Source organism: Gardnerella vaginalis, from assembly GCF_001546485.1.
In the GTDB taxonomy this organism is placed as follows: Bacteria; Actinomycetota; Actinomycetes; order Actinomycetales; family Bifidobacteriaceae; genus Bifidobacterium; species Bifidobacterium vaginale_D.
The window spans coordinates 1-19,325 of record NZ_KQ956852.1 but is presented as its reverse complement, the minus strand read 5'-3'; the positions used below and the strand labels follow the sequence as shown (position 1 = coordinate 19,325).

Here is a 19,325-nt window from a genome sequence, read left to right as displayed (position 1 = left end):
TTCGCCTCACACATATATGTGAAGCCTTCACGCTACATATTACTGGGTTTCTGGGTTAGGTGCCACTTCGGTGCCAGAACCCAGTCAACGTAGGAAATTTTAGCGTTGACCGGGGACAGAAAACACCGAAGTAGCGTGCGCTTTATTCGCCGCGCTGAGCCTTAATAATCTCGTCCGAAACAGCCTTTGGAACTTCCGCGTAAGAGTCCATCTGCATGGTGAACATTGCGCGACCCTGAGTCTTGGAACGAAGGTCACCAATGTAACCGAACATTTCACTCAGCGGCACCTTAGCGTCGATAACTTTCACACCGGTTGCATCAGTCATAGACTGAATGCTACCGCGGCGAGAGTTCAAATCGCCCATGACATCGCCCATGTACTCTTCTGGAGTACGGACTTCGACTGCCATAATCGGTTCGAGAATTACCGGATTAGCCTTTGGAGCAGCTTCCTTGAAGCACATGGAACCTGCAATCTTGAAGGCCATTTCCGAAGAATCAACATCGTGAGTCTGACCGTCGGTGACGGTTGCCTTAACACCCACAACTGGGAAGCCAGCTAATACACCGGATTCCATAGCTTCTTGCACACCTGCGTCGATAGAAGGAATGAATTCCTTGGTAATGTGACCACCAGTAACTTCGTTGAAGAACTGGTAAGTTTCGCCGGATTCTGTGTCGAGAGGTTCGAAGTTCATCAAAACCTTTGCGAACTGACCAGAACCACCAGTCTGCTTCTTGTGAGTGTATTCCTGGTTCATAACAGCCTTACGAATCGTCTCACGATAAGCAACCTGTGGCTTACCAACGTTCGCTTCGACCTTGAACTCACGGCGCATACGATCAACGATAATGTCAAGCTGAAGCTCGCCCATACCGGAAATCAAAGTCTGACCGGATTCTTCATCAGTCTTAACCTGGAATGTAGGATCCTCGTCAGAAAGCTTAGCCAAAGCCAAGCTCATCTTTTCCTGATCAGCCTTCGTCTTTGGCTCCACAGCCACCTCGATAACAGGATCTGGGAAGGTCATGGATTCCAAGGAGATTGGGTTCTTTTCGTCGCACAAAGTATCACCAGTGCTGACGTTCTTCAAACCAACGAAGGTGTAGATGTTACCAGCTTCAGCTGAATCTACAGGATTTTCCTTATCAGCGTGCATCTGGAAGATCTTACCAACGCGTTCCTTCTTGGACTTCGTGGAATCGTACACAGAATCGCCTGGCTTAACTTCGCCAGAGTAAACGCGCACGAACACGAGCTTGCCGTAGAACGGATGAGTAGAAATCTTAAAGACCAATGCTGCGAATGGATCGGTGTTCACTGGCTTGCGGTCGATTTCAACGGATTCGTCGCCTGGCTTGAAGCCCTTAATGGATGGAACATCCTCTGGGCTTGGAAGGAAGTCAACAACAGCATCCAGCATTGGCTGAACACCCTTATCCTTGAATGCAGAACCGCAAGTTACTGGGAATGCCTTACGCTCGATAGTAAGCTTACGAATACCAGCGCGCATTTCTTCTTCAGTAAGTTCGCCAGATTCGAGATACTTCTCAACCAAATCATCGTCAGCTTCAGCAACTTGATCCATAAGCTCTGCACGATATTCTTCAGCGCGTTCCTGCAAATCGGCAGGAATGTCAACGGTGTCGTAGTGAGCACCCATATCGTCCTTAACGTCGTTCCAGACGTAAGCCTTCATGCGAATCAAGTCAACAACACCAATGAAATCGTTTTCAGCACCGATTGGAAGCTGAATAACGAGTGGGGTTGCGCCGAGCTTCTCCTTGATGGTCTTGACGGAGTAATAGAAGTCTGCGCCAAGCTTATCCATCTTGTTAATGAAGCAAATACGTGGAACGCTATACTTATCTGCCTGACGCCACACGGTCTCAGACTGAGGTTCCACGCCTTCCTTACCATCGAAGACTGCCACTGCACCATCGAGAACACGCAGGGAACGCTCCACCTCAGCGGTGAAGTCCACGTGGCCTGGGGTATCGATGATGTTGATCTGGTAGCGGTCATCAACGTCATGAGTCTGACGCTTCCAGAAGCAGGTGGTTGCAGCAGACTGAATAGTAATACCGCGTTCCTGCTCCTGAGCCATGAAGTCCATGGTAGAAGCGCCATCATGAGTTTCACCAATCTTGTAATTCTTACCAGTGTAGTAAAGAATACGCTCGGTGGTAGTAGTTTTACCAGCATCAATGTGCGCCATGATGCCGATATTACGAACCATATTCAGGTCGTTAAGCACATCTTGTGCCATAATTTTATCCTTAGCTCTTTAAGATACCGATTATCTTGTGGATTACCAGCGATAGTGAGCAAAAGCCTTGTTTGCTTCTGCCATCTTGTGGGTATCCTCGCGGCGCTTTACAGAAGCACCCAAGCCATTGGAGGCATCGAGAATTTCGTTAGCCAAACGCTCAGCCATGGTCTTCTCACGACGAAGGCGGGAGAAGTCCGTAAGCCAGCGCAGGGACAAAGTGTTTGCACGAGCAGGCTTAACGTCAACTGGCACCTGGTAGGTTGCACCACCGACGCGGCGGGAACGAACCTCAAGGCTTGGACGAATGTTATCAAGAGCGCGCTTCAAAACAGAAACTGGCTCCTGCTCGGTCTTAGCTTTCACCTGCTCAAGAGCGGTGTAGACGATGTTTTCTGCAATGGACTTCTTGCCATCGAGAAGAATTTTGTTAATCAACTGAGCCACGACGGTCGAGCCGTAGATTGGATCAGGAAGCAGCTGATGCTTTTTTGCAGGTCCTTTACGTGACATGTTTTACTTCGCCTTCTTTGCTCCATACAGGGAACGACCCTGCTTGCGGTCCTTAACACCCTGGGTATCAAGCGCGCCACGCACGATGTGGTAACGCACACCTGGGAGATCCTTCACACGGCCACCACGCACGAGCACGATGGAGTGCTCCTGCAAGTTATGACCTTCGCCTGGAATATAGGCGGTTACTTCAATACCTGAGCTGAGGCGCACACGAGCAACCTTACGAAGCGCAGAGTTTGGCTTCTTAGGAGTGGTGGTGTACACACGGGTGCACACGCCACGACGCAACGGGCTACCTTTCAAGGCCAAAGTCTTTGACTTCTTCGGCTTGGCCTGACGTCCCTTACGGACGAGTTGTTCAATCGTAGGCAACTTAAGTTCTCCGATTCATTACTATGTTCTATTTGGTGAAACCGCCACACTGCAGCACACCTTAACGCACGAATCGGTTAAAGAGTAAAAGCCACAGTCCACCGGCCCGATGGCCCTTGCACCTCCAGCCACACATTACTGCGCGCTATCTTTGGCACTTGGGATATCCCAACCCGCACGCCTATTACATAAGGCACGCCGTTGGCACACACGAGTTACTATTATACACCAAAGCTTGACAATATTATTATTGAAGCAAATAACAAAGCTCACACTACTTAAGAATCGGTCGCACAGGAGCTGAAACATCCAGACGCTGCTTATTACCAATCTTGCTAGAATCATCAATAATTTTAGTAACAATAGCTTTTTTTAACTCAAGCTGTGAAGCATTACCCCACACAATAGTTCGCTTTACATCACCAAGCTCAGTTTCAACAGAATCCTGCGTTTTTGCACTCACCTTTGTAATGCGCGAACGCAACGATTCTGGCAGCGAACTTACGATTTTTACAGCTTCTAGCACGGCACAATTATTCAAACTGCGCTGCACATCGACTACTTCAATTACTGGTATGCCTTGCGTAGAAGCGTGCGCTACAGAATTCAGCACGCGACCTTTAGCATCAACAGCAGTGAGCATAGTATTATCAGATGTTTTCAACATTGCTGCAGGACGTTGCGCATGCACTGTAACATACAAGCTATGAGGAAAATCTTTTACGACCTTCGCTTCAGTAACACCAGGAATGTCGTTAAGCTGGTTGATTACTTCTTGAGAGGATACTAAAAACAGCGATTTGTTCACTTGGGTTGAAGCGATTGATGCAATCTTTTCTTCACTCACCCACTCGTTAGAGCCAGCAACACTAATATCATCAGCAGTCAGCCGGAACAGAGGCGAGAAAAAGAGCAGCCAAACCATAATCGATATGGTGACAATAACGAGCAGTATAGCAATCAGTCGACGAAACGTGAAATGCAAATAAGTAGATTTACGTTCTTTTAAACGTTCACGAAAATCAACGATATGAGGACGAGTCATCATACCGAAAGAACCGGTTTTCTGGCTCAAAGTTTTTTTCACAAAATCAAGCCCAGGCAAATTTCGCGCATCTACAAACTTATCTTGATGCTGTTCATGATGATTATGAACAATACGCATTTGCGTTGTGCGCTGACTCATCATCTGACTATGAGCACGCTGCGATTTACGTAATGATGCGGCGGAACGAGGTTGAGCAATATGAGTATTAGTAGTATGCGATTTGAATATGCGTGATGCAATATTACGCGATTTTGCGTTGCTTTTTTCAGTAACGCGAGATTTCGTGCTATCAGATTGCGCACTCCGAGGTTTTGAGCTCAAAGATTTTGCTGTACGAGACTTTGCAACACGAGACTTTGCTGTACGAGATTTTGCACTACGAACTAAATTAAGGCTGGAAACGGTACGATGATGCGAATTATTTGCAGCAGTATCATTCGATTTACTTACTACTACGCGACTCATACCGTTACCTTTCATAGCAACCTTTTTACAATTTACGTTACCAATATACTCATAGTGACTGCATGCAGTATGGGCAATATAACACGTATACACAACGTATATACATTGCTACTTACAATGCTTCAAGCATAACAGATGTCATAGCAGTAACACTTCCAGCACCAACAGTGAGAAGAACATCTCCAGCTTTTGCACGCGCGGTCAATTTCAATGCAGCTTCATGCATATCGTCAATTGCTTCAATGTTGATATTAAGATTTTGCGATTTTGCAGCGTCCACAAGAGTTTCTGCATGAATATTTGGAAAATCTTCCTGCTTTTCGCGAGCAGGAAAAATTCCTGTAACGATTACGTCGTCTGCTAAAGCCAGCGCTTGTGCAAATTCGCGAGAAAATGCACGAGTGCGCGAGAATAAATGTGGTTGGAAGAGAACACGCAGTTTTGCTGAAGGATACCGTCTGCGCGCAGCATGAAGCAGAGCTGCTATTTCAGTTGGATGATGCGCATAATCATCCACCACCGTTACGCCATTCACACAACCACGAATATCAAAACGTCGAGAAGCACCACGGAAACTTTCAGCACCGCGCGCAGCATCCTGCGGATTCATTCCAAGCAATACTGCAGCAATAATAGCAGCGGACGCATTACGCGCATTGTGCAAACCTGGAATAAGTAACTTTACTAGCACACGAGATTCAGCATCAGCAGTTACCATACTTTGAGGCAAAACTAGCGTAAATACTTCTCGCCCACTGCCAGCCTGCTCACTTTCATGCATGATTTCAGCGAACTTTGCTAAAGTTTGCACACGATCGCTAGTTTTCGCACGCCATGAATCAGCATCACCATACGCGATTGTTGTACGTAAAATCGAATCTGGTAATGCTTCGAGTACTTTTCGAGCACCTTCATCGTCTGCGCATATTATTACGTGATGGAGAGCGTGACTTACATGCTCAACAAAAGCTTCGCGGTAATGTTCACTCGAACCGTAATGATCAAGATGATCAGCTTCTGCATTTGTTACGATTGCAATACTTGGGTGATATTTTTCAAAACTGCCATCGGATTCATCTGCTTCAGCAACCATAATGTTGCCTTTTCCTGCATGACCACCGTCAAGAACTGTGCCGTCTGCTGCTTGTATTGAGCCACCAATAGCATAACTTGGATCAGCTAAAGTACCAGTACCAGTAGTGGTTAATATATGCGCAAGAAGCGAACTGGTGGTTGTTTTTCCGTGTGCGCCAGCAACAGTAACTCCAGTTTTTGCAGCAAGTAATAATGCGAGAATATCGCTGCGATGCACTAACTTTATACCGTGCTCGTATGCTGCCACAATTTCTGGATTTGTTGGTTTGATTGCGCTTGAGTATACAAGCACATTTGCATGCTCAACATGCGAAGCATTTTGCCCAATTGCTACTTCAATACCTAATGCTTCTAAACGTTGAGTGTGATCATTGGCTTCGCGGTCGCATCCGCTAACACTTACACCTTCTTCGTGAAGCATTTCTGCTAGAACACTCATACCAGCACCGCCGATGCCAATAAAATGTACTCGCCCTAATTTGGATATAGTTTGTGAAGTATCAAATGCGAATTTTACCGGGTTTAAATCAATATTATTAAGCGATAAAGTTGTATTGCTATGAAGATTCGTCATTACTTTCTGCTTTCTGTTGCGATTTCAAGAATACGCTGTGCCATAACGTCTGCAGCGTTACGAATACCGTAGTTCCATGCTTGCTTACGCATAGCTTGTAACTGTTGCTTATTTTGCAATAATGACAGACCTTCGTTGCACAACCATTGAGCATGAAAATCAGCGTCGTTTATCATGATGGCTCCACCAGCCTGAACTACCGGTGCTGCATTAAAACGTTGCTCACCATTACCAATAGGCAACGGCACGTATACAGCCGGTAAACCAAGTGCGGAAATTTCAGCAACAGTTCCAGCTCCAGCACGACAAATAACTAAATCCGCACAAGCAAAAGCCCAGTCAATACGCTCTAAATATTCTGCAATATGATAATCACCTAATCCAGCATGATTTGGATGAATATCGTTTATTCGTGATTCTCCAACATTTTTTGCAACTATACTCCGCACTTCTTCCGCTTTTGCGCGACCAGTTAAATGTATGACTTGCGCATGCTGCAAAATTTCTTTAGAAGCTTGAGCTACAGCCAGATTAATGCTTTTTGCTCCTAAAGAACCGCCAGTTACAAGAATAATTGGGCGGCGAAAATCGAGACCAAGCTGGCGAGCACCTTCAATTCGAGCTGAACTATAATCCTGCTCAAACTGTTCGCACAACTTTGCGATAGCGGAACGCAACGGTAACCCAACGCGTTCAGCTTCTATTCCTTCACTTGTACGCAAACCTGTATGCTCATACACTGTTCCAATTGCTGTAGCCCAATGCGCGCCTAAACGATTTGCCATACCCGCTTTTGCATTTTGCTCATGAATAACAATGGGAATATGTTGTGCATGCGCCTGAGTGTATACAGGAGCGGCAGCATAGCCGCCAAATCCAACAACAATATCTGCTTTACGCTGAGCTAAAATACTGCGCACTTTACGTTTTTCACGAATCCAACGAAATGGAAATGTAAGCGCGTCTTTATTCAGCTTACGAGGAAACGGTACTTTTTCTATAGTGTCAAGTTCATAACCTGCTGCTGGCACCAGATCTTTTTCCAATCCAACAGCTGTACCAATAACACTGACATGTGCTTGTGTTTCCTGCTTCTTCAACGCATCTGCAACAGCCAGTAATGGATTAACATGACCTGCAGTTCCCCCTCCTGCAAGCACTATATGCACTTCTTGATGATGAGCATTCTTAGCATCCATTGTTACCCCCTATGTTTACCTGTACTATCTTGACATTACTACGCAAACACGGCAAAATCACTACTATTTTGCTGCAGTCAGCCGTGGATTAGCGCGCATTAAACCGTCCGCTACACCAACTGCAACTAGGCACATCACCAGCGAAGATCCGCCAGCAGATACAAACGGCATTGGTACACCCATTACTGGCAGCAATTGCACAACTACCATAATATTCACTAAGCCTTGTCCTACAATCCACGTAGCAATACACATTAATGTGATAGAAATAACTTTTGATTCTGTTTGCAATGCTGAAGCTAATATGCACCATCCGATGATGATATACAGCAAAATTACTGCAGAAGCAACTAAAAATCCCATTTCTTCACCAATAATAGCGAAAATAAAATCATTATGAGCGTATGGCAAATAATTCCACTTTTCTCGAGAATTACCTATACCAACACCGAGTAAACCACCGGAAGCCATAGCGTATTGCGCGTGGATTGCTTGGAAGCACACCCCTTTGGCTGCTTTTGCATCACAACCATGCAAGGTGGCAAGAATACGTCGCATACGATTTTGACTAGTCAATACAAGCAACGCAACCATAATGCTGGCAACAATCATGCCTGTTATTAACCAGCGCGTAGGGAACCCACCAAGATAAAACGCTATAAGAGCAATAAGAATAATAATAAGAGCAGTACCAAGATCCTTACCGGCAATAACAAGCAGCAACGATATGCCAAGACCCACAGCTACCGGAATATAAGCGCGCATACGCACGCGTTCATACGCTCGTTTTGCAGCAAGAAGCCCTATTGGTAGCCAAATACAAAGAGCAAGTTTAGTAATTTCTGCAGGCTGTAAAGTAATAGGACCAAATGCAATCCAACCAGCGTTACCATTAACTTCTCGACGTAAACCTGGCACAAACGTGAGGAACTGCGCTACCGCAGAAACGGTATAAATAATAGCAACATACCTGCGATAATATGCAACAGGCACACGAGAAGCGAATATGTATCCCATCATGCCCAAAATGCAATATAGCGTCTGGCTTATGCCTTGACCCCAAGGTGCTACACCGTATGTAATCATGGTGACAGACGAGCTAGAAAACACCATAAATAAGCCAAAAATCGATAAAACAATAACCGATACCCGCATACCGTATAAGCACCATAGTGGATTAGTCACACTACGCCAACCAATATACTGCTTAAATACAGACTCTTGCGCTTGTTGTAAAGAAGATTGCGAAGACGAATCTTTTTTCGTTGCAAAGATATGAGCAAAAGTACGAAATGGATTTGCGCGACGATACAACGTAGCAGGTTGCTGAGCAGACTTAGTAGACTTAGCAGGCTGAGTAGGCTGAGTAGGCTGAGTAGATTGACTGGTAGGTTTAGGTGCTTCTGCCGGTTTCATCGGCGTATCAGTGCCTGCATGAGTACGAGTTGATTTTTTAAACGACCTATTTACAAAAGTCCGCATGGAATTTACCCGCTGTTTACGAGTATTGCTTGACTTGGAAGTATTGTCTTGGCGAATGGAGTCAGTATCAGCCTCAATATGATCGTGAATCATAACTTCTGACACTTTATGCCCTAGCGAAAGTAACCCCTGCTTGAGCTTCTTACTATTGAATACCATGATTACGTACCCATCGTTGAGATTCTTGAGCAAAGCGATTGCCACGATCAGCATATGAAACAAATTGATCCATAGAAGCACATGCTGGAGCAAGCAGCACAATATCACCAGGTTTAGCATAGCTGCCAGCAGCTTCTATAGTTTGACGCATAACAGCTTCACCAAATGAAGAATCAGCATTCATAAGCGAACGGTCTTCAACTTGCGCACACACCAAATCATCCACACTGCTATACGATTGCGCAGACGAACCATCAGGAGCAACAAGTGTTACTGGCAAATTCGGCGCCTGCGAGTGAAGAGCTTCAACAATAGGGCGCTGATCCACACCAATAACTACTGCAGCCTTCATCACATGACGCTGACGCGCTACCAAATCTTCAAAATGACCACCTTTAGCTAACCCACCAGCAATCCAAACAACTGAATTATTAGCAAAACTTGCTAAAGATGCAGCAGCAGCATGCGCATTAGTTGCTTTAGAATCATCAACAAATCGAATATTATGCGAAGGATTGCAATCTTGAGCCGGCAAAGTTGCAACAGTTTGAATTCGATGCCCACCTGGAGCAAACTCACATAAAGCACGAACTGCAGCATCCACATTCCCAGTTAAACCAAGAGCCAACGCTAAAGCAGTAAGCGCATCAGCCAGTAGATGTGGATATACTGTGCCATCAGGTTCACATAAATGCTGCAAATCACGTAAAGCAACAATACGCTTCAATACTCCAGGATCTCCTCCAGCAACACCACTGTTGTCAACAATCCAGCCATCCTGTACGCCAATTTCACCATCTTGAGGCTCTTCTAACGTAAAACCAATCTTTTTACAACCATCAGCTACTGTTGCTGCAGCAGCCAACGAGCTTACACGCGCATCCTGCGCATTATAAACTAAAGCTTTACGAACATTATGAAATACTTTTGACTTGTCACGAGCATACGCTTCCATACCGCCATGCCAATCCAAATGGTCGGCAGCAATATTGGTAATAGCAGCACAATCGAGTGCTAACGAATCAGTAAAATGTAACTGGAAAGAACTTAATTCAACGCATAAAGCATCATGACGAGCTTCTAAAGCTGCGCGAGAAACAGATTTACCAATATTACCTACTGCCGGAGCATCCAAACCGCAAGCCGTAAGCATAGCAGAAGTCATTTCAGTAGTAGAAGTTTTACCATTCGTACCAGTAATACCAACCCAAGAAGCAGGATGATTTGTGCGCTGAGAAGGCACACGCAACCGCCATGCTAATTCAACTTCACTCATTACTGGAATATGATGCGCTGAAGCTTCTTGCAAAAATGGCGTACGCGGATTAAATACCGGAGAAGTCACCACAGCATCAATAGCAGACCAATCGATAGCAGAAAAATCATGAATATCAGCTTCAGGCTTATGCTCATCAACTGTGAGAAAATCAACACCAACCGCACGCAGCACGTCAACTGCACCACGACCAGAAACACCAAGACCAGCTACTAGCACGCGTCGGAACGGAAATACACGATTACGCGCACACAGCTGCGATGAAATAGATGCATCATGATTCATAACAGTATTCATACTGAAACCTTCCGATTAGTTACCATGTTCACAATGCTGCATGCGGCACTGCTTGCGTTATAGTATTATTTCTTTTTTCAAGCATATGAATATTTGCCGTACTCATTACGCTCAGTATGCGTCAAGTCAGATTAAATAAGTAAACCTGAACGTCCAGCCCAATCAGCATAAAACATCATAAGCGCAGAAAGCACAAACATGAGCTCAATCATCCAGAAACGCACAACAACCTTCGTTTCCGTCCAACCAAGCAATTCAAAATGATGATGAATAGGAGCCATTTTGAAAACGCGCTTATGAGTAGCTTTAAAGAAGCCAACTTGTATAACATCACTAGCTGCTTCCATAACGAATAATCCGCCCAAAATTACTGCCAAAAATTCTGTATGCGTAGCAATAGAAAGCGCCGCAAATAAGCCTCCCAATGCTAAAGAACCAGTATCGCCCATAAACACTTGCGCAGGATTAGAGTTAAACCACAAGAATCCAAAGCAAGCAACAGCAGCACACACAGCAATAATCGATAAATCAAGAGGATCAGAAACAGCATAAGAGAAACCAAAATGACCGCCACCACGCACATGATAGCTTTCCCAAAAAGCAATCAACGCATAACCAGCAAAAGCAATCATCGAAGATCCTGCAGCTAAACCATCAAGACCATCAGTCAAATTTACAGCATTAGACCATGCAGCAATAAGAAAATTCACCCAAACAATAAATACAACAATACCCACGCCTCTACCAAGCATTGAAAAATCAAAGAACGGTCGCTCGATAAAACTCATACCTGCCTGTGCGCTCGCAATACCAGATTGTGTCGGTAACAATAATGCAAGAAGCGCATAAATGCTAGCAAAAATAATCTGACCCATAAATTTAGCATGCACAGAAAGACCCAAATTCTGCTTTTTACGAACTTTAGCAAAATCATCAATAAAACCAAGCAAACCCATAGAGAGCATAGCAAATAACACCAGCACAGCAGACCAAGAAGGCGTACGACCTACAGACAAGTAGCGGTATAACGCTGAAGCAGCCCAACCTGTTACAACTGCAAGATTAATAACCACTCCACCCATGGTTGGTGTGCCACGTTTAACGAGATGAGATTGTGGACCATCCTGACGAATGTACTGACCGTAGTGCAAACGATGCACCAAACGAATAAGCAAAGGCGTGCCAACAATCGTCACTACGAGTGACACCACAATTCCTACAATAAGCGCAATCACCGCTTAAACCTCCGTTTACTGTTTCGTTTGCTTTGTTATTTTGCTTTATTATTTTGTACTATTATTCTTTTATGGTATGTTTCGTAAACATACTTACATGTTCATTGTGAACAGTGAGAGTGTGCATCATCTGAAAGTTTTTTCCAACACTCAGCTAACACGCTTAATCCTGAAGCATGTGAACCTTTCAATAACACAACACTACTCGAATGACCAGCCACAAGTTTCCAAACACATGCATCAGCTTCATCCGCACTGTGCACCCAATGTACTGCATGAATAGCTGAAAGTTGCTTATGCTGCCACGAGCTTTGTGCACCTCGAGCAATACATTGAGCTAATCTATCTAATTCAGCATCCGTTTGAGAACCAACTGCTACAACCGCATCAACAGTCGATTGAGCAGCATACTCACCAATATCCGTATGCAATTCATCTTCATTACTACCAAGCTCAAGCATTGAACCAAGTACAGCAATGCGGAAAAGACTATGCACTTGCCTATCTGCAGTATGCTCGTATGCGCATAAACCGTCAATACCGGCCTTCATAGAATCAGGATTAGCATTAAACGAATCATCGATAAGCGTGAACTGTTCATCACCATGCGATACCGTGCTTAATTGCATACGATGAGGACTAATATGCGAAACTTCGCCCAATACCGCAGCAATAGTTGATAAAGTCACGCCTAAAGATCGAGCAACATTCGCTGCAGCAAGCGCATTCATAACATTGTGTTCACCTTGTATAGCAAGATGAACTTGAGTTGCATGAACGCAATCAGAAGATACGCGTTCTGTAAGAGTAAACATCGCTTTTCCAAAGGAATCTAACGATACATCACTTGCTAACAATTGATATTCATCTTGACGCGCTGATTCAAGCATCTTATGGTTAACATTTCGACCAAACCAGCGCACATGCTTATTCTCAACAAGATGAGCCATTGCAGCAACGCGAGCATCGTCAGCATTCAACACAGCTACACCATGAGGCACAAGTCCTCGCACAATTTCACTTTTTGCTTGTGCAATGCGCTCAACTGAACCAAATTCACCTAAATGCGCAACGCCAACCTTCAACACTACGGCAAGATCCGGCGGAGCAATACGCGTTAAATTAGCAATCTCACCAACATGGTTAGCACCCATTTCAGCTATCAAAAATCGAGTCTTACTCCCCACTTGCAACGCTGTAAGTGGCAATCCAATATTATTATTGAACGAACCAACTGGAGCAACAGTTTCACCCACTGTACTCAACAAAGCGTGCAACATATCTTTGGTTGTTGTTTTACCAACAGAACCAGTAATACCGATAATAGTAAATGGTTGTTCTAATGCGCGACGACGTTCCAAATTATGCTTGGCAAGAAGCCCTAATGCTTCAACAGAATCAGACACTACAATCTGAGGAAACTCAACACCCTCAACTACATGCTCAACAATAGCTGTCACAGCACCTGCTTGTTCCGCACGCTGAACGTAATCATGGCCATCTACATGCTCACCAGCAATAGCAACAAAAACAGCACCATGACGCACTTGCCGAGAATCACTACAAGCTGATGTAACAACAATTTCAGCAACACCAGTATCAGCAACCGCATGACTACTATTGTTATTACTAACTGTGCCGCGTACTGCAACAGCAATTTCATGAACTGTCATCGGCATCATATTCGCGTGCGAAACCTTTTCATGATTATTCGCACACGAAACTTCACAACTCATAACATCCTCCAAAAAAATAATTATTCATAACATCCACAATTGTCACAGCACCATCATCACATAACGCAACATATATCTACCGTAACTCATGCGAAACGCGCAATGCGCTTTTAATAGTCCCCTTACGCACACCAGCAGCAAGTACCATAGCAATAGCTAAGGAAAGATGTCGATGAACATCACGACCACCAATTTGATCAGCTAATTCGGCTAGTTCATCGGATTCAGCTGAGCGATAAACACAATATGAGTGCTCTCGACTCATAAAACCATAACGTTGACGCAATGAATAAAAACTCATTGTCGGTTTTGGTGGCAAATCGAGCGATGGTACAGGAATTTTCGTAACTTTCGCATTGGCAATAGTTGCTTCACTAGAGGCATCATTGGTTAATGCTGTTGACTTTACTTTCGCAACCGTAGGTGTAGTACTAGCACTCTTATTTTGTTGAGTAAGCTCGGCACCAAGTACATCAATATTTACTGACTGTAACGCATTCTTTGCTAAAGTAGCAGCATTAAGCGCAATAACCACAGCAGCCGCACCATCTTCTGCACACACCGACAACGTGTGCTGAACATCTGCAATATTCAGCGGGTATTGCAAAGATAATTCGCGCTGTAACGACATAGATCCAGCGTCGCTCATAATACCTACTGGATTGCCAAGCATATGCAAGAAATCAGCTAAGCGTAACACATTAGCATGGATTTCATCGTCATCATCTCCAGCAACAGCAAATGTTGCAACGCATGAAGAAGGATCACCGTTAATATCACAAGCAAGCTTCCCCAACGCAACAGGATTAGCTGACGATACTAATAATGGCAAACCAAGTGTAGATGCTTCACTACGAATCTCTGGAGGAACTAACGCAGCATACGCTCCAGCATCACGTGCAGCTTCAATCTGGCGACAATCAACATGACCAACTGGCACAAATAAGCAGCCGGGACGCACTTGACGCACATCATGAGCGAGTGAAGTAATAGTTACTCCAGCAGCAAAAGCTGGAACAACTTCAAAACCATAGTTCTTAGCAGCAAAACCTAAGGTCACTCTTACTCTTGCATATTCATCAACAGCATTCATCGCACACCCTACCCTACGTATAACAAATATTGTAATACGTGCATCACCAATTTACTGCAACTGGATTTGTGCGCGGAGTCGAAGCTGGAATATCATACTTCTGCATAAGGAATTCACCAATGGTCTTAAACAATGGACCTGCAGTCATACCACCATACACACCTTGAGGATCACGCAATACAACAGTAATAACAAAACGAGGATTATCTGCCGGAATAGCACCCGACCAGTCACTAATCGTAGAACTGAGTCGACCATCAGCTCCAGCAACTTCAGCAGTACCACTCTTTGCTGCAACACGATAACCATCAACTCCAGCAAAGCGGTGATAATGTTCACCAGAATTTTCCAAAGCATTCATCATCTGTGCCGCAACATTTTCATCCAAAACACGCGTTGCTTCAGGACGAGCAGGTTTTGTGACATGACCATTAGCATCAATAACTGACTTTATTAATGATTGACGCAACTTAACACCTTTATTAGCAATAGTTGCCATGGCATTCGTAAGTTGCAAAGCATTCACAGCATAACCTTGACCGAATAGTACCGTATCTTTTTTGCGACCATCCCAAGATTGTACGCTAGGAAGTAAGCCGCGAGATTCACCTTGCAAATTCAAACCAGAATATTGTCCAAGACCGAACTTAGCAAGATATTCATAACGCTTGTCCAATGGGTACTTTTCACCAGCCATTACCATGCCAACATTTGAAGATTCAGCAAGAATACCAGCTAACGTCCAACGTTCTACACCATGATCAACAGCATCATGATACGTTTGCCCATTTTTATTAAGATTATTCGGTACTGCAAATTGATCGGTAAGCTTATGCGCACCAGTTTGCAGCATACCCGACATTGCGAAAGCTTTACCAATAGAGCCAGGTTCAAAAGTTTGACTTACTGCACGTGAAACGTTTACTTTAGCAGCAGTGGTACCGGCTTTAATATCATCAGTATCTTCCAAAGCAAGAATTTCACCAGTATGAACATCCTGTACTACAGCCACACCCCAAGCTGCATGATACTGTTTCTTACCGTCAAGTAACACTTTTTTTACATACCAATCAACATCACTATCGATAGTAAGCTTAACGTCGCTTCCATTAACCGCAGGTTTAGACTCAGTTACAGTACCAGGAATTTTCTCATTGCCCGCGTTATTGCCTTGGTAACGCTGATACCCATCTACACCATTCAGTGTTGAATCATGCGTAAATTCAAGACCAGTAACACCAACTTCGCCTTTACGACCTTTCATACCTTTACGGTTAACTTCATCCGCATGAGTTACAGCACCAATAACAGAACCAAGAATTGGTCCACTAGAATACACGCGTTCACTACTATTTTCGGCATAAATACAGCCGGAAAGATTAAGCTTATCGATAGCACGCTTCACAGCCGGAGTAACGTTGCGTTTCAACAATACGTAACGGCCAACACCAGCTAATTTGCCACCAAGTTCTACAGAACTCATATGCAACAACGGTGCAAGTAAACGAGCAACCGCCACAGCACCCGTACCTTCCACTGGCTTGCCATCAATCATGTGACAATTACCCTCAGTTTGTTTCGTGCATGGCGTCGGTTTAAAAGCCTGCGCATTAAGAGGGTCACCAATAATATTAAATCGTTCTACACTTTGCGCCAAAACAGCGCCATTAGCGTCCAAAATCCGCCCACGTCGTGCAAGAATCGGCCGCACACGGCTACGCTCTGCTTGTGCTGCTTGTGCCGTAGAACGAGCGTTAACCAGTTGAATAAAGCTCAGCTTTACTATTGCACCTATACTGATAAATGCAAAAATTATGGCAATAACAGTGCATTTACGAACAAAAATCTGCTGATTGGCGAAACGTTGTTTCATGAAGTGACGCATCAATGTTTCTCCTGTTTTACTTGATTCTGCTGATTCTGCTGTTGATTGTGCGAAGTGATCTGTTTGCTTGATTGCTTACGATCCGCTCGATTGCGTTTTCGTTTCGCAGCATAATCACTAAGATCAATAGCAATAGAACCTTGCTGCGGAACCATACCCATGCGTTGTGCTCTTGCTGGAAGTTCCGCCTCTAAAGTATCTAATTTCGCTTGCTTTGCCTCTACATCTTGGCGCAAACGCGCAATACGTGACTGTACTGCTGTTTGTTCAAATGAAAGCTCAGCCATCTGTGTACGAAGTAGTAAAGAAGTTGACAATGTAGCAACCATTGCAATTACAACAATCATGCAATTTATTAACGGCACTTTACGCGTGTTGCTCCACACCATAACTTTGCGAAAACGGTTGCATACACCTGAAGATTGAGATTGCACTGAGCTAAACACCGCAGACGTTGAGTTATGTGCATAATCTTTACGAACAGACGCATCTTTTGAACGACCTGCAGGAGCCGATGTAGTAGATGAATGCAATACACGATTTTTCATATTCAACACCATGTCAACAGCCTCCGTTGCGAAGCGTACGACCGACTGCCTCATCTTCCAACCTAGACATCCAACGCTCAGGAATAGGACGGCATAATTCAACTGCGCGTAAACGTACTGAGGAAGATCGAGTATTATGTGCAATTTCTTCCTGAGAAGCTTTCATTGCGCCGCGAGTAAGTGGTGCAAAAAATGGTTGCGCATCATTAGGAATAACCGGCATATTGGCAGGAACATCAACCGATAAGCCTTGATTCATAAAACGCTTAACTGTAGTATCTTCCAGCGAATGGTAGGATTCTACTACTAAGCGACCATGAGCACGAAGCCGTAGCGCAATCTTAGGAAGCGTACGACTGAGCTTATCTAACTCTCCATTCACTTCAATACGAAGAGCTTGGAACACACGTTTAGCTGGATTACCAGCAGCACGATGAGCTTTAGGAATTACAGCATCAACTAAATTCACTAATTGACTAGAAGTAGTAAGTGGTTGTGCTACGCGAGTTTCTACAATACGACGAGCAATAGGAGCTGCAAAACGCTCTTCGCCATACTCGCGGAAAATTTTAGTTAATTCACGTGCATCGTACGTAGCTAAAATAGTTGCAGCAGTAGTTGATTGCGTAGTATCCATGCGCATATCAAGCGCAGTATCGTGCGAATATGAAAAGCCACGTTCCGTTTCATCAATTTGTAAGCTGGAAAGACCTAAATCCATAAAAGCAGCGTCAATACGATTGATGTGATGTTCACGCAACACCTCATCAATTTCATCAAATGCGGCATGCGCTGGAATAAAACGCTGAACTAAACCTTCATTACGCATGCGTTCTGTAGCTAAAGAAAGCGCTTCAGTATCGCGATCAATTCCAATAAGCGTAGCATGAGGAGCAGCTTTAAGAAAAGCAGTAGCATGACCGGCAAGACCGAGAGTGCAATCTACTACAATTGCACCCTCATGCTGCAGAGCAGGAGTTACTAAATCGACGCAATCTTGCAAGAGTACTGGTGCGTGAATAGTTGTAATATCTGTCATCACATCACCGCCGGAAGCACATCATCAGCGATATCGGCATACCCTTGCTCACGATCAGCAAGATACTCTTCCCAAGCAGACTTATTCCAAATCTCTGCACGCGTACCAACACCTATAACAACAATTTCATCGCCTAAATTTGCATAATCTCGTAACATAGGCGGCACAACAATACGACCCTGCTTATCTGCTTCCTCATCGACAGCACCAGAAAGAAATACGCGCAAATAATCACGAGCTGATTTATTGCTCATCGAAGTACGTTGAATTTGCGCAGTCATACGTTGAAACTCAACCATAGGAAGCACATAAATACAGCGCTCTTGACCACGAGCCATCACAAACCCTTTGCCAAGCTGAGCACGGAATTTTGCAGGAAGCGCCACGCGTCCCTTGTCGTCAATTTTTGGCGTATACGTACCAAGCAAAATAGGTGAAAAAGATGGAAGCGCTGGATCGTAAGATGCTTGCGGAACTTGCGGAGTCTGAGGAATCTGCGCAGACTGAGAAGTCAAATATGATGGTGCAATTGGCATAGCTGTAGTTTGGGCAGCTGAATCTGCAACACCGGATGGAGTGGAAGTGAAGACCGGTGTTGGCATTGGCTGCTGCATGACTGGCATAGCATTTGGTGGCATTACAAAGTAGCCCTGAGCTGACTGCATAGGTTGATGAGGTGCAACAGGCTGCACATACTGCTGTTGCGAAATTTGCGAAACTGGCGTTTGCAGTGGCATCTGCATAGGCGAAGAACCGCTAGATTCCGCAGTCGATTGAACCTGATGTAAAGAATGCTGTGAGGAAGAATCAGCTTCATTCTGCGGTTGCTTGCGAGCAGCACTATGAACCATATTCCACCTCCTTAGCTCAACATGCACTATGCCATTTGCACGTTATTCACCATATTAACCCATTCATCACCAAAAATCCCCACTTTTTTACAAAAATTTTGTTTTTTCCACACTTTTCCACCTATATCAATCAAATAATGAAACAAGAAAGGGGTTATAGGCCAAAAGTGTGTAAGAAATCAT

General features: G+C 44.4%; 15 protein-coding genes. All 15 read right to left on the bottom strand.

Going from position 1 to position 19,325, the window contains the following annotated elements; all coding sequences use genetic code 11:
• Positions 1-142 precede the first annotated feature (142 nt).
• The 15 genes from fusA to mraZ all read right to left on the bottom strand — a co-directional run bounded on the left by fusA (position 143) and on the right by mraZ (position 19,142).
• The gene (gene fusA, locus HMPREF3208_RS02900; protein WP_016637092.1) at positions 143-2,272 is read right to left on the bottom strand and encodes an elongation factor G; all 2,130 of its coding nucleotides are present in this window, start codon (positions 2,270-2,272) and stop codon (positions 143-145) included.
• 42 nt (positions 2,273-2,314) lie between these two features.
• The gene (gene rpsG, locus HMPREF3208_RS02895) at positions 2,315-2,785 is read right to left on the bottom strand and encodes a 30S ribosomal protein S7 (protein ID WP_016637091.1); all 471 of its coding nucleotides are present in this window, start codon (positions 2,783-2,785) and stop codon (positions 2,315-2,317) included.
• Between the two features lie 3 nt (positions 2,786-2,788).
• Positions 2,789-3,160 carry a 30S ribosomal protein S12 gene (gene rpsL / locus HMPREF3208_RS02890; protein ID WP_003813881.1) on the bottom strand — a complete coding sequence of 124 codons (372 nt, stop codon included), beginning with the start codon at positions 3,158-3,160 and terminating at the stop codon, positions 2,789-2,791.
• A gap of 274 nt (positions 3,161-3,434) precedes the next feature.
• Complete coding sequence (locus tag HMPREF3208_RS02885; protein WP_196488956.1) at positions 3,435-4,673, bottom strand: cell division protein FtsQ/DivIB; 1,239 nt, start codon at positions 4,671-4,673, stop codon at positions 3,435-3,437.
• A gap of 112 nt (positions 4,674-4,785) precedes the next feature.
• The gene (gene murC / locus HMPREF3208_RS02880; protein ID WP_064347138.1) at positions 4,786-6,342 is read right to left on the bottom strand and encodes a UDP-N-acetylmuramate--L-alanine ligase; all 1,557 of its coding nucleotides are present in this window, start codon (positions 6,340-6,342) and stop codon (positions 4,786-4,788) included.
• On the bottom strand, positions 6,342-7,541 hold the full coding sequence (locus tag HMPREF3208_RS02875; protein WP_064347136.1) for a UDP-N-acetylglucosamine--N-acetylmuramyl-(pentapeptide) pyrophosphoryl-undecaprenol N-acetylglucosamine transferase: 1,200 nt from the start codon (positions 7,539-7,541) through the stop codon (positions 6,342-6,344). The genes murC and HMPREF3208_RS02875 overlap by 1 nt, the downstream gene beginning before the upstream one ends.
• A 63-nt stretch (positions 7,542-7,604) precedes the next feature.
• Complete coding sequence (locus tag HMPREF3208_RS02870) at positions 7,605-9,182, bottom strand: peptidoglycan glycosyltransferase FtsW (protein ID WP_081091163.1); 1,578 nt, start codon at positions 9,180-9,182, stop codon at positions 7,605-7,607.
• Positions 9,169-10,755 (bottom strand): UDP-N-acetylmuramoyl-L-alanine--D-glutamate ligase, encoded by a 1,587-nt coding sequence (gene murD, locus HMPREF3208_RS02865; RefSeq protein WP_016637086.1) that lies wholly within the window; start codon positions 10,753-10,755, stop codon positions 9,169-9,171. The genes HMPREF3208_RS02870 and murD overlap by 14 nt, the downstream gene beginning before the upstream one ends.
• Before the next feature lie 131 nt (positions 10,756-10,886).
• Complete coding sequence (gene mraY / locus HMPREF3208_RS02860; RefSeq protein WP_016637085.1) at positions 10,887-11,990, bottom strand: phospho-N-acetylmuramoyl-pentapeptide-transferase; 1,104 nt, start codon at positions 11,988-11,990, stop codon at positions 10,887-10,889.
• A 101-nt stretch (positions 11,991-12,091) separates the two neighbouring features.
• The gene (locus HMPREF3208_RS02855; RefSeq protein WP_064347134.1) at positions 12,092-13,726 is read right to left on the bottom strand and encodes a UDP-N-acetylmuramoyl-tripeptide--D-alanyl-D-alanine ligase; all 1,635 of its coding nucleotides are present in this window, start codon (positions 13,724-13,726) and stop codon (positions 12,092-12,094) included.
• 76 nt (positions 13,727-13,802) lie between these two features.
• Positions 13,803-14,819: a hypothetical protein gene (locus HMPREF3208_RS02850; RefSeq protein ID WP_016637083.1), complete on the bottom strand. Its 1,017-nt coding sequence runs from the start codon at positions 14,817-14,819 to the stop codon at positions 13,803-13,805.
• 43 nt (positions 14,820-14,862) lie between these two features.
• A complete protein-coding gene (locus tag HMPREF3208_RS02845) occupies positions 14,863-16,704 on the bottom strand; it encodes a peptidoglycan D,D-transpeptidase FtsI family protein (protein ID WP_064347133.1) in 1,842 nt (613 codons plus the stop codon).
• Positions 16,704-17,264 carry a hypothetical protein gene (locus HMPREF3208_RS06775; RefSeq protein WP_032814926.1) on the bottom strand — a complete coding sequence of 187 codons (561 nt, stop codon included), beginning with the start codon at positions 17,262-17,264 and terminating at the stop codon, positions 16,704-16,706. The genes HMPREF3208_RS02845 and HMPREF3208_RS06775 overlap by 1 nt, the downstream gene beginning before the upstream one ends.
• A gap of 1 nt (position 17,265) precedes the next feature.
• On the bottom strand, positions 17,266-18,291 hold the full coding sequence (gene rsmH, locus HMPREF3208_RS02835) for a 16S rRNA (cytosine(1402)-N(4))-methyltransferase RsmH (protein WP_064347131.1): 1,026 nt from the start codon (positions 18,289-18,291) through the stop codon (positions 17,266-17,268).
• On the bottom strand, positions 18,291-19,142 hold the full coding sequence (gene mraZ / locus HMPREF3208_RS06655; protein WP_032814928.1) for a division/cell wall cluster transcriptional repressor MraZ: 852 nt from the start codon (positions 19,140-19,142) through the stop codon (positions 18,291-18,293). The genes rsmH and mraZ overlap by 1 nt, the downstream gene beginning before the upstream one ends.
• Between the last annotated feature and the right edge of the window lie 183 nt (positions 19,143-19,325).

What these genes read in the sequence shown, in the direction of transcription:
- fusA (WP_016637092.1), bottom strand. Translation starts at nt 2,272, where the DNA reads ATGGCACAAGATGTGCTTAACGACCTGAATATGGTTCGTAATATCGGC.
- rpsG (WP_016637091.1), bottom strand. Translation starts at nt 2,785, where the DNA reads ATGTCACGTAAAGGACCTGCAAAAAAGCATCAGCTGCTTCCTGATCCA.
- HMPREF3208_RS02885 (WP_196488956.1), bottom strand. Translation starts at nt 4,673, where the DNA reads ATGAGTCGCGTAGTAGTAAGTAAATCGAATGATACTGCTGCAAATAAT.
- murC (WP_064347138.1), bottom strand. Translation starts at nt 6,342, where the DNA reads ATGACGAATCTTCATAGCAATACAACTTTATCGCTTAATAATATTGAT.
- HMPREF3208_RS02875 (WP_064347136.1), bottom strand. Translation starts at nt 7,541, where the DNA reads ATGGATGCTAAGAATGCTCATCATCAAGAAGTGCATATAGTGCTTGCA.
- HMPREF3208_RS02870 (WP_081091163.1), bottom strand. Translation starts at nt 9,182, where the DNA reads ATGGTATTCAATAGTAAGAAGCTCAAGCAGGGGTTACTTTCGCTAGGG.
- murD (WP_016637086.1), bottom strand. Translation starts at nt 10,755, where the DNA reads ATGAATACTGTTATGAATCATGATGCATCTATTTCATCGCAGCTGTGT.
- HMPREF3208_RS02855 (WP_064347134.1), bottom strand. Translation starts at nt 13,726, where the DNA reads ATGAGTTGTGAAGTTTCGTGTGCGAATAATCATGAAAAGGTTTCGCAC.
- HMPREF3208_RS02850 (WP_016637083.1), bottom strand. Translation starts at nt 14,819, where the DNA reads ATGAATGCTGTTGATGAATATGCAAGAGTAAGAGTGACCTTAGGTTTT.
- HMPREF3208_RS02845 (WP_064347133.1), bottom strand. Translation starts at nt 16,704, where the DNA reads ATGCGTCACTTCATGAAACAACGTTTCGCCAATCAGCAGATTTTTGTT.
- HMPREF3208_RS06775 (WP_032814926.1), bottom strand. Translation starts at nt 17,264, where the DNA reads ATGGTGTTGAATATGAAAAATCGTGTATTGCATTCATCTACTACATCG.
- rsmH (WP_064347131.1), bottom strand. Translation starts at nt 18,291, where the DNA reads ATGACAGATATTACAACTATTCACGCACCAGTACTCTTGCAAGATTGC.
- mraZ (WP_032814928.1), bottom strand. Translation starts at nt 19,142, where the DNA reads ATGGTTCATAGTGCTGCTCGCAAGCAACCGCAGAATGAAGCTGATTCT.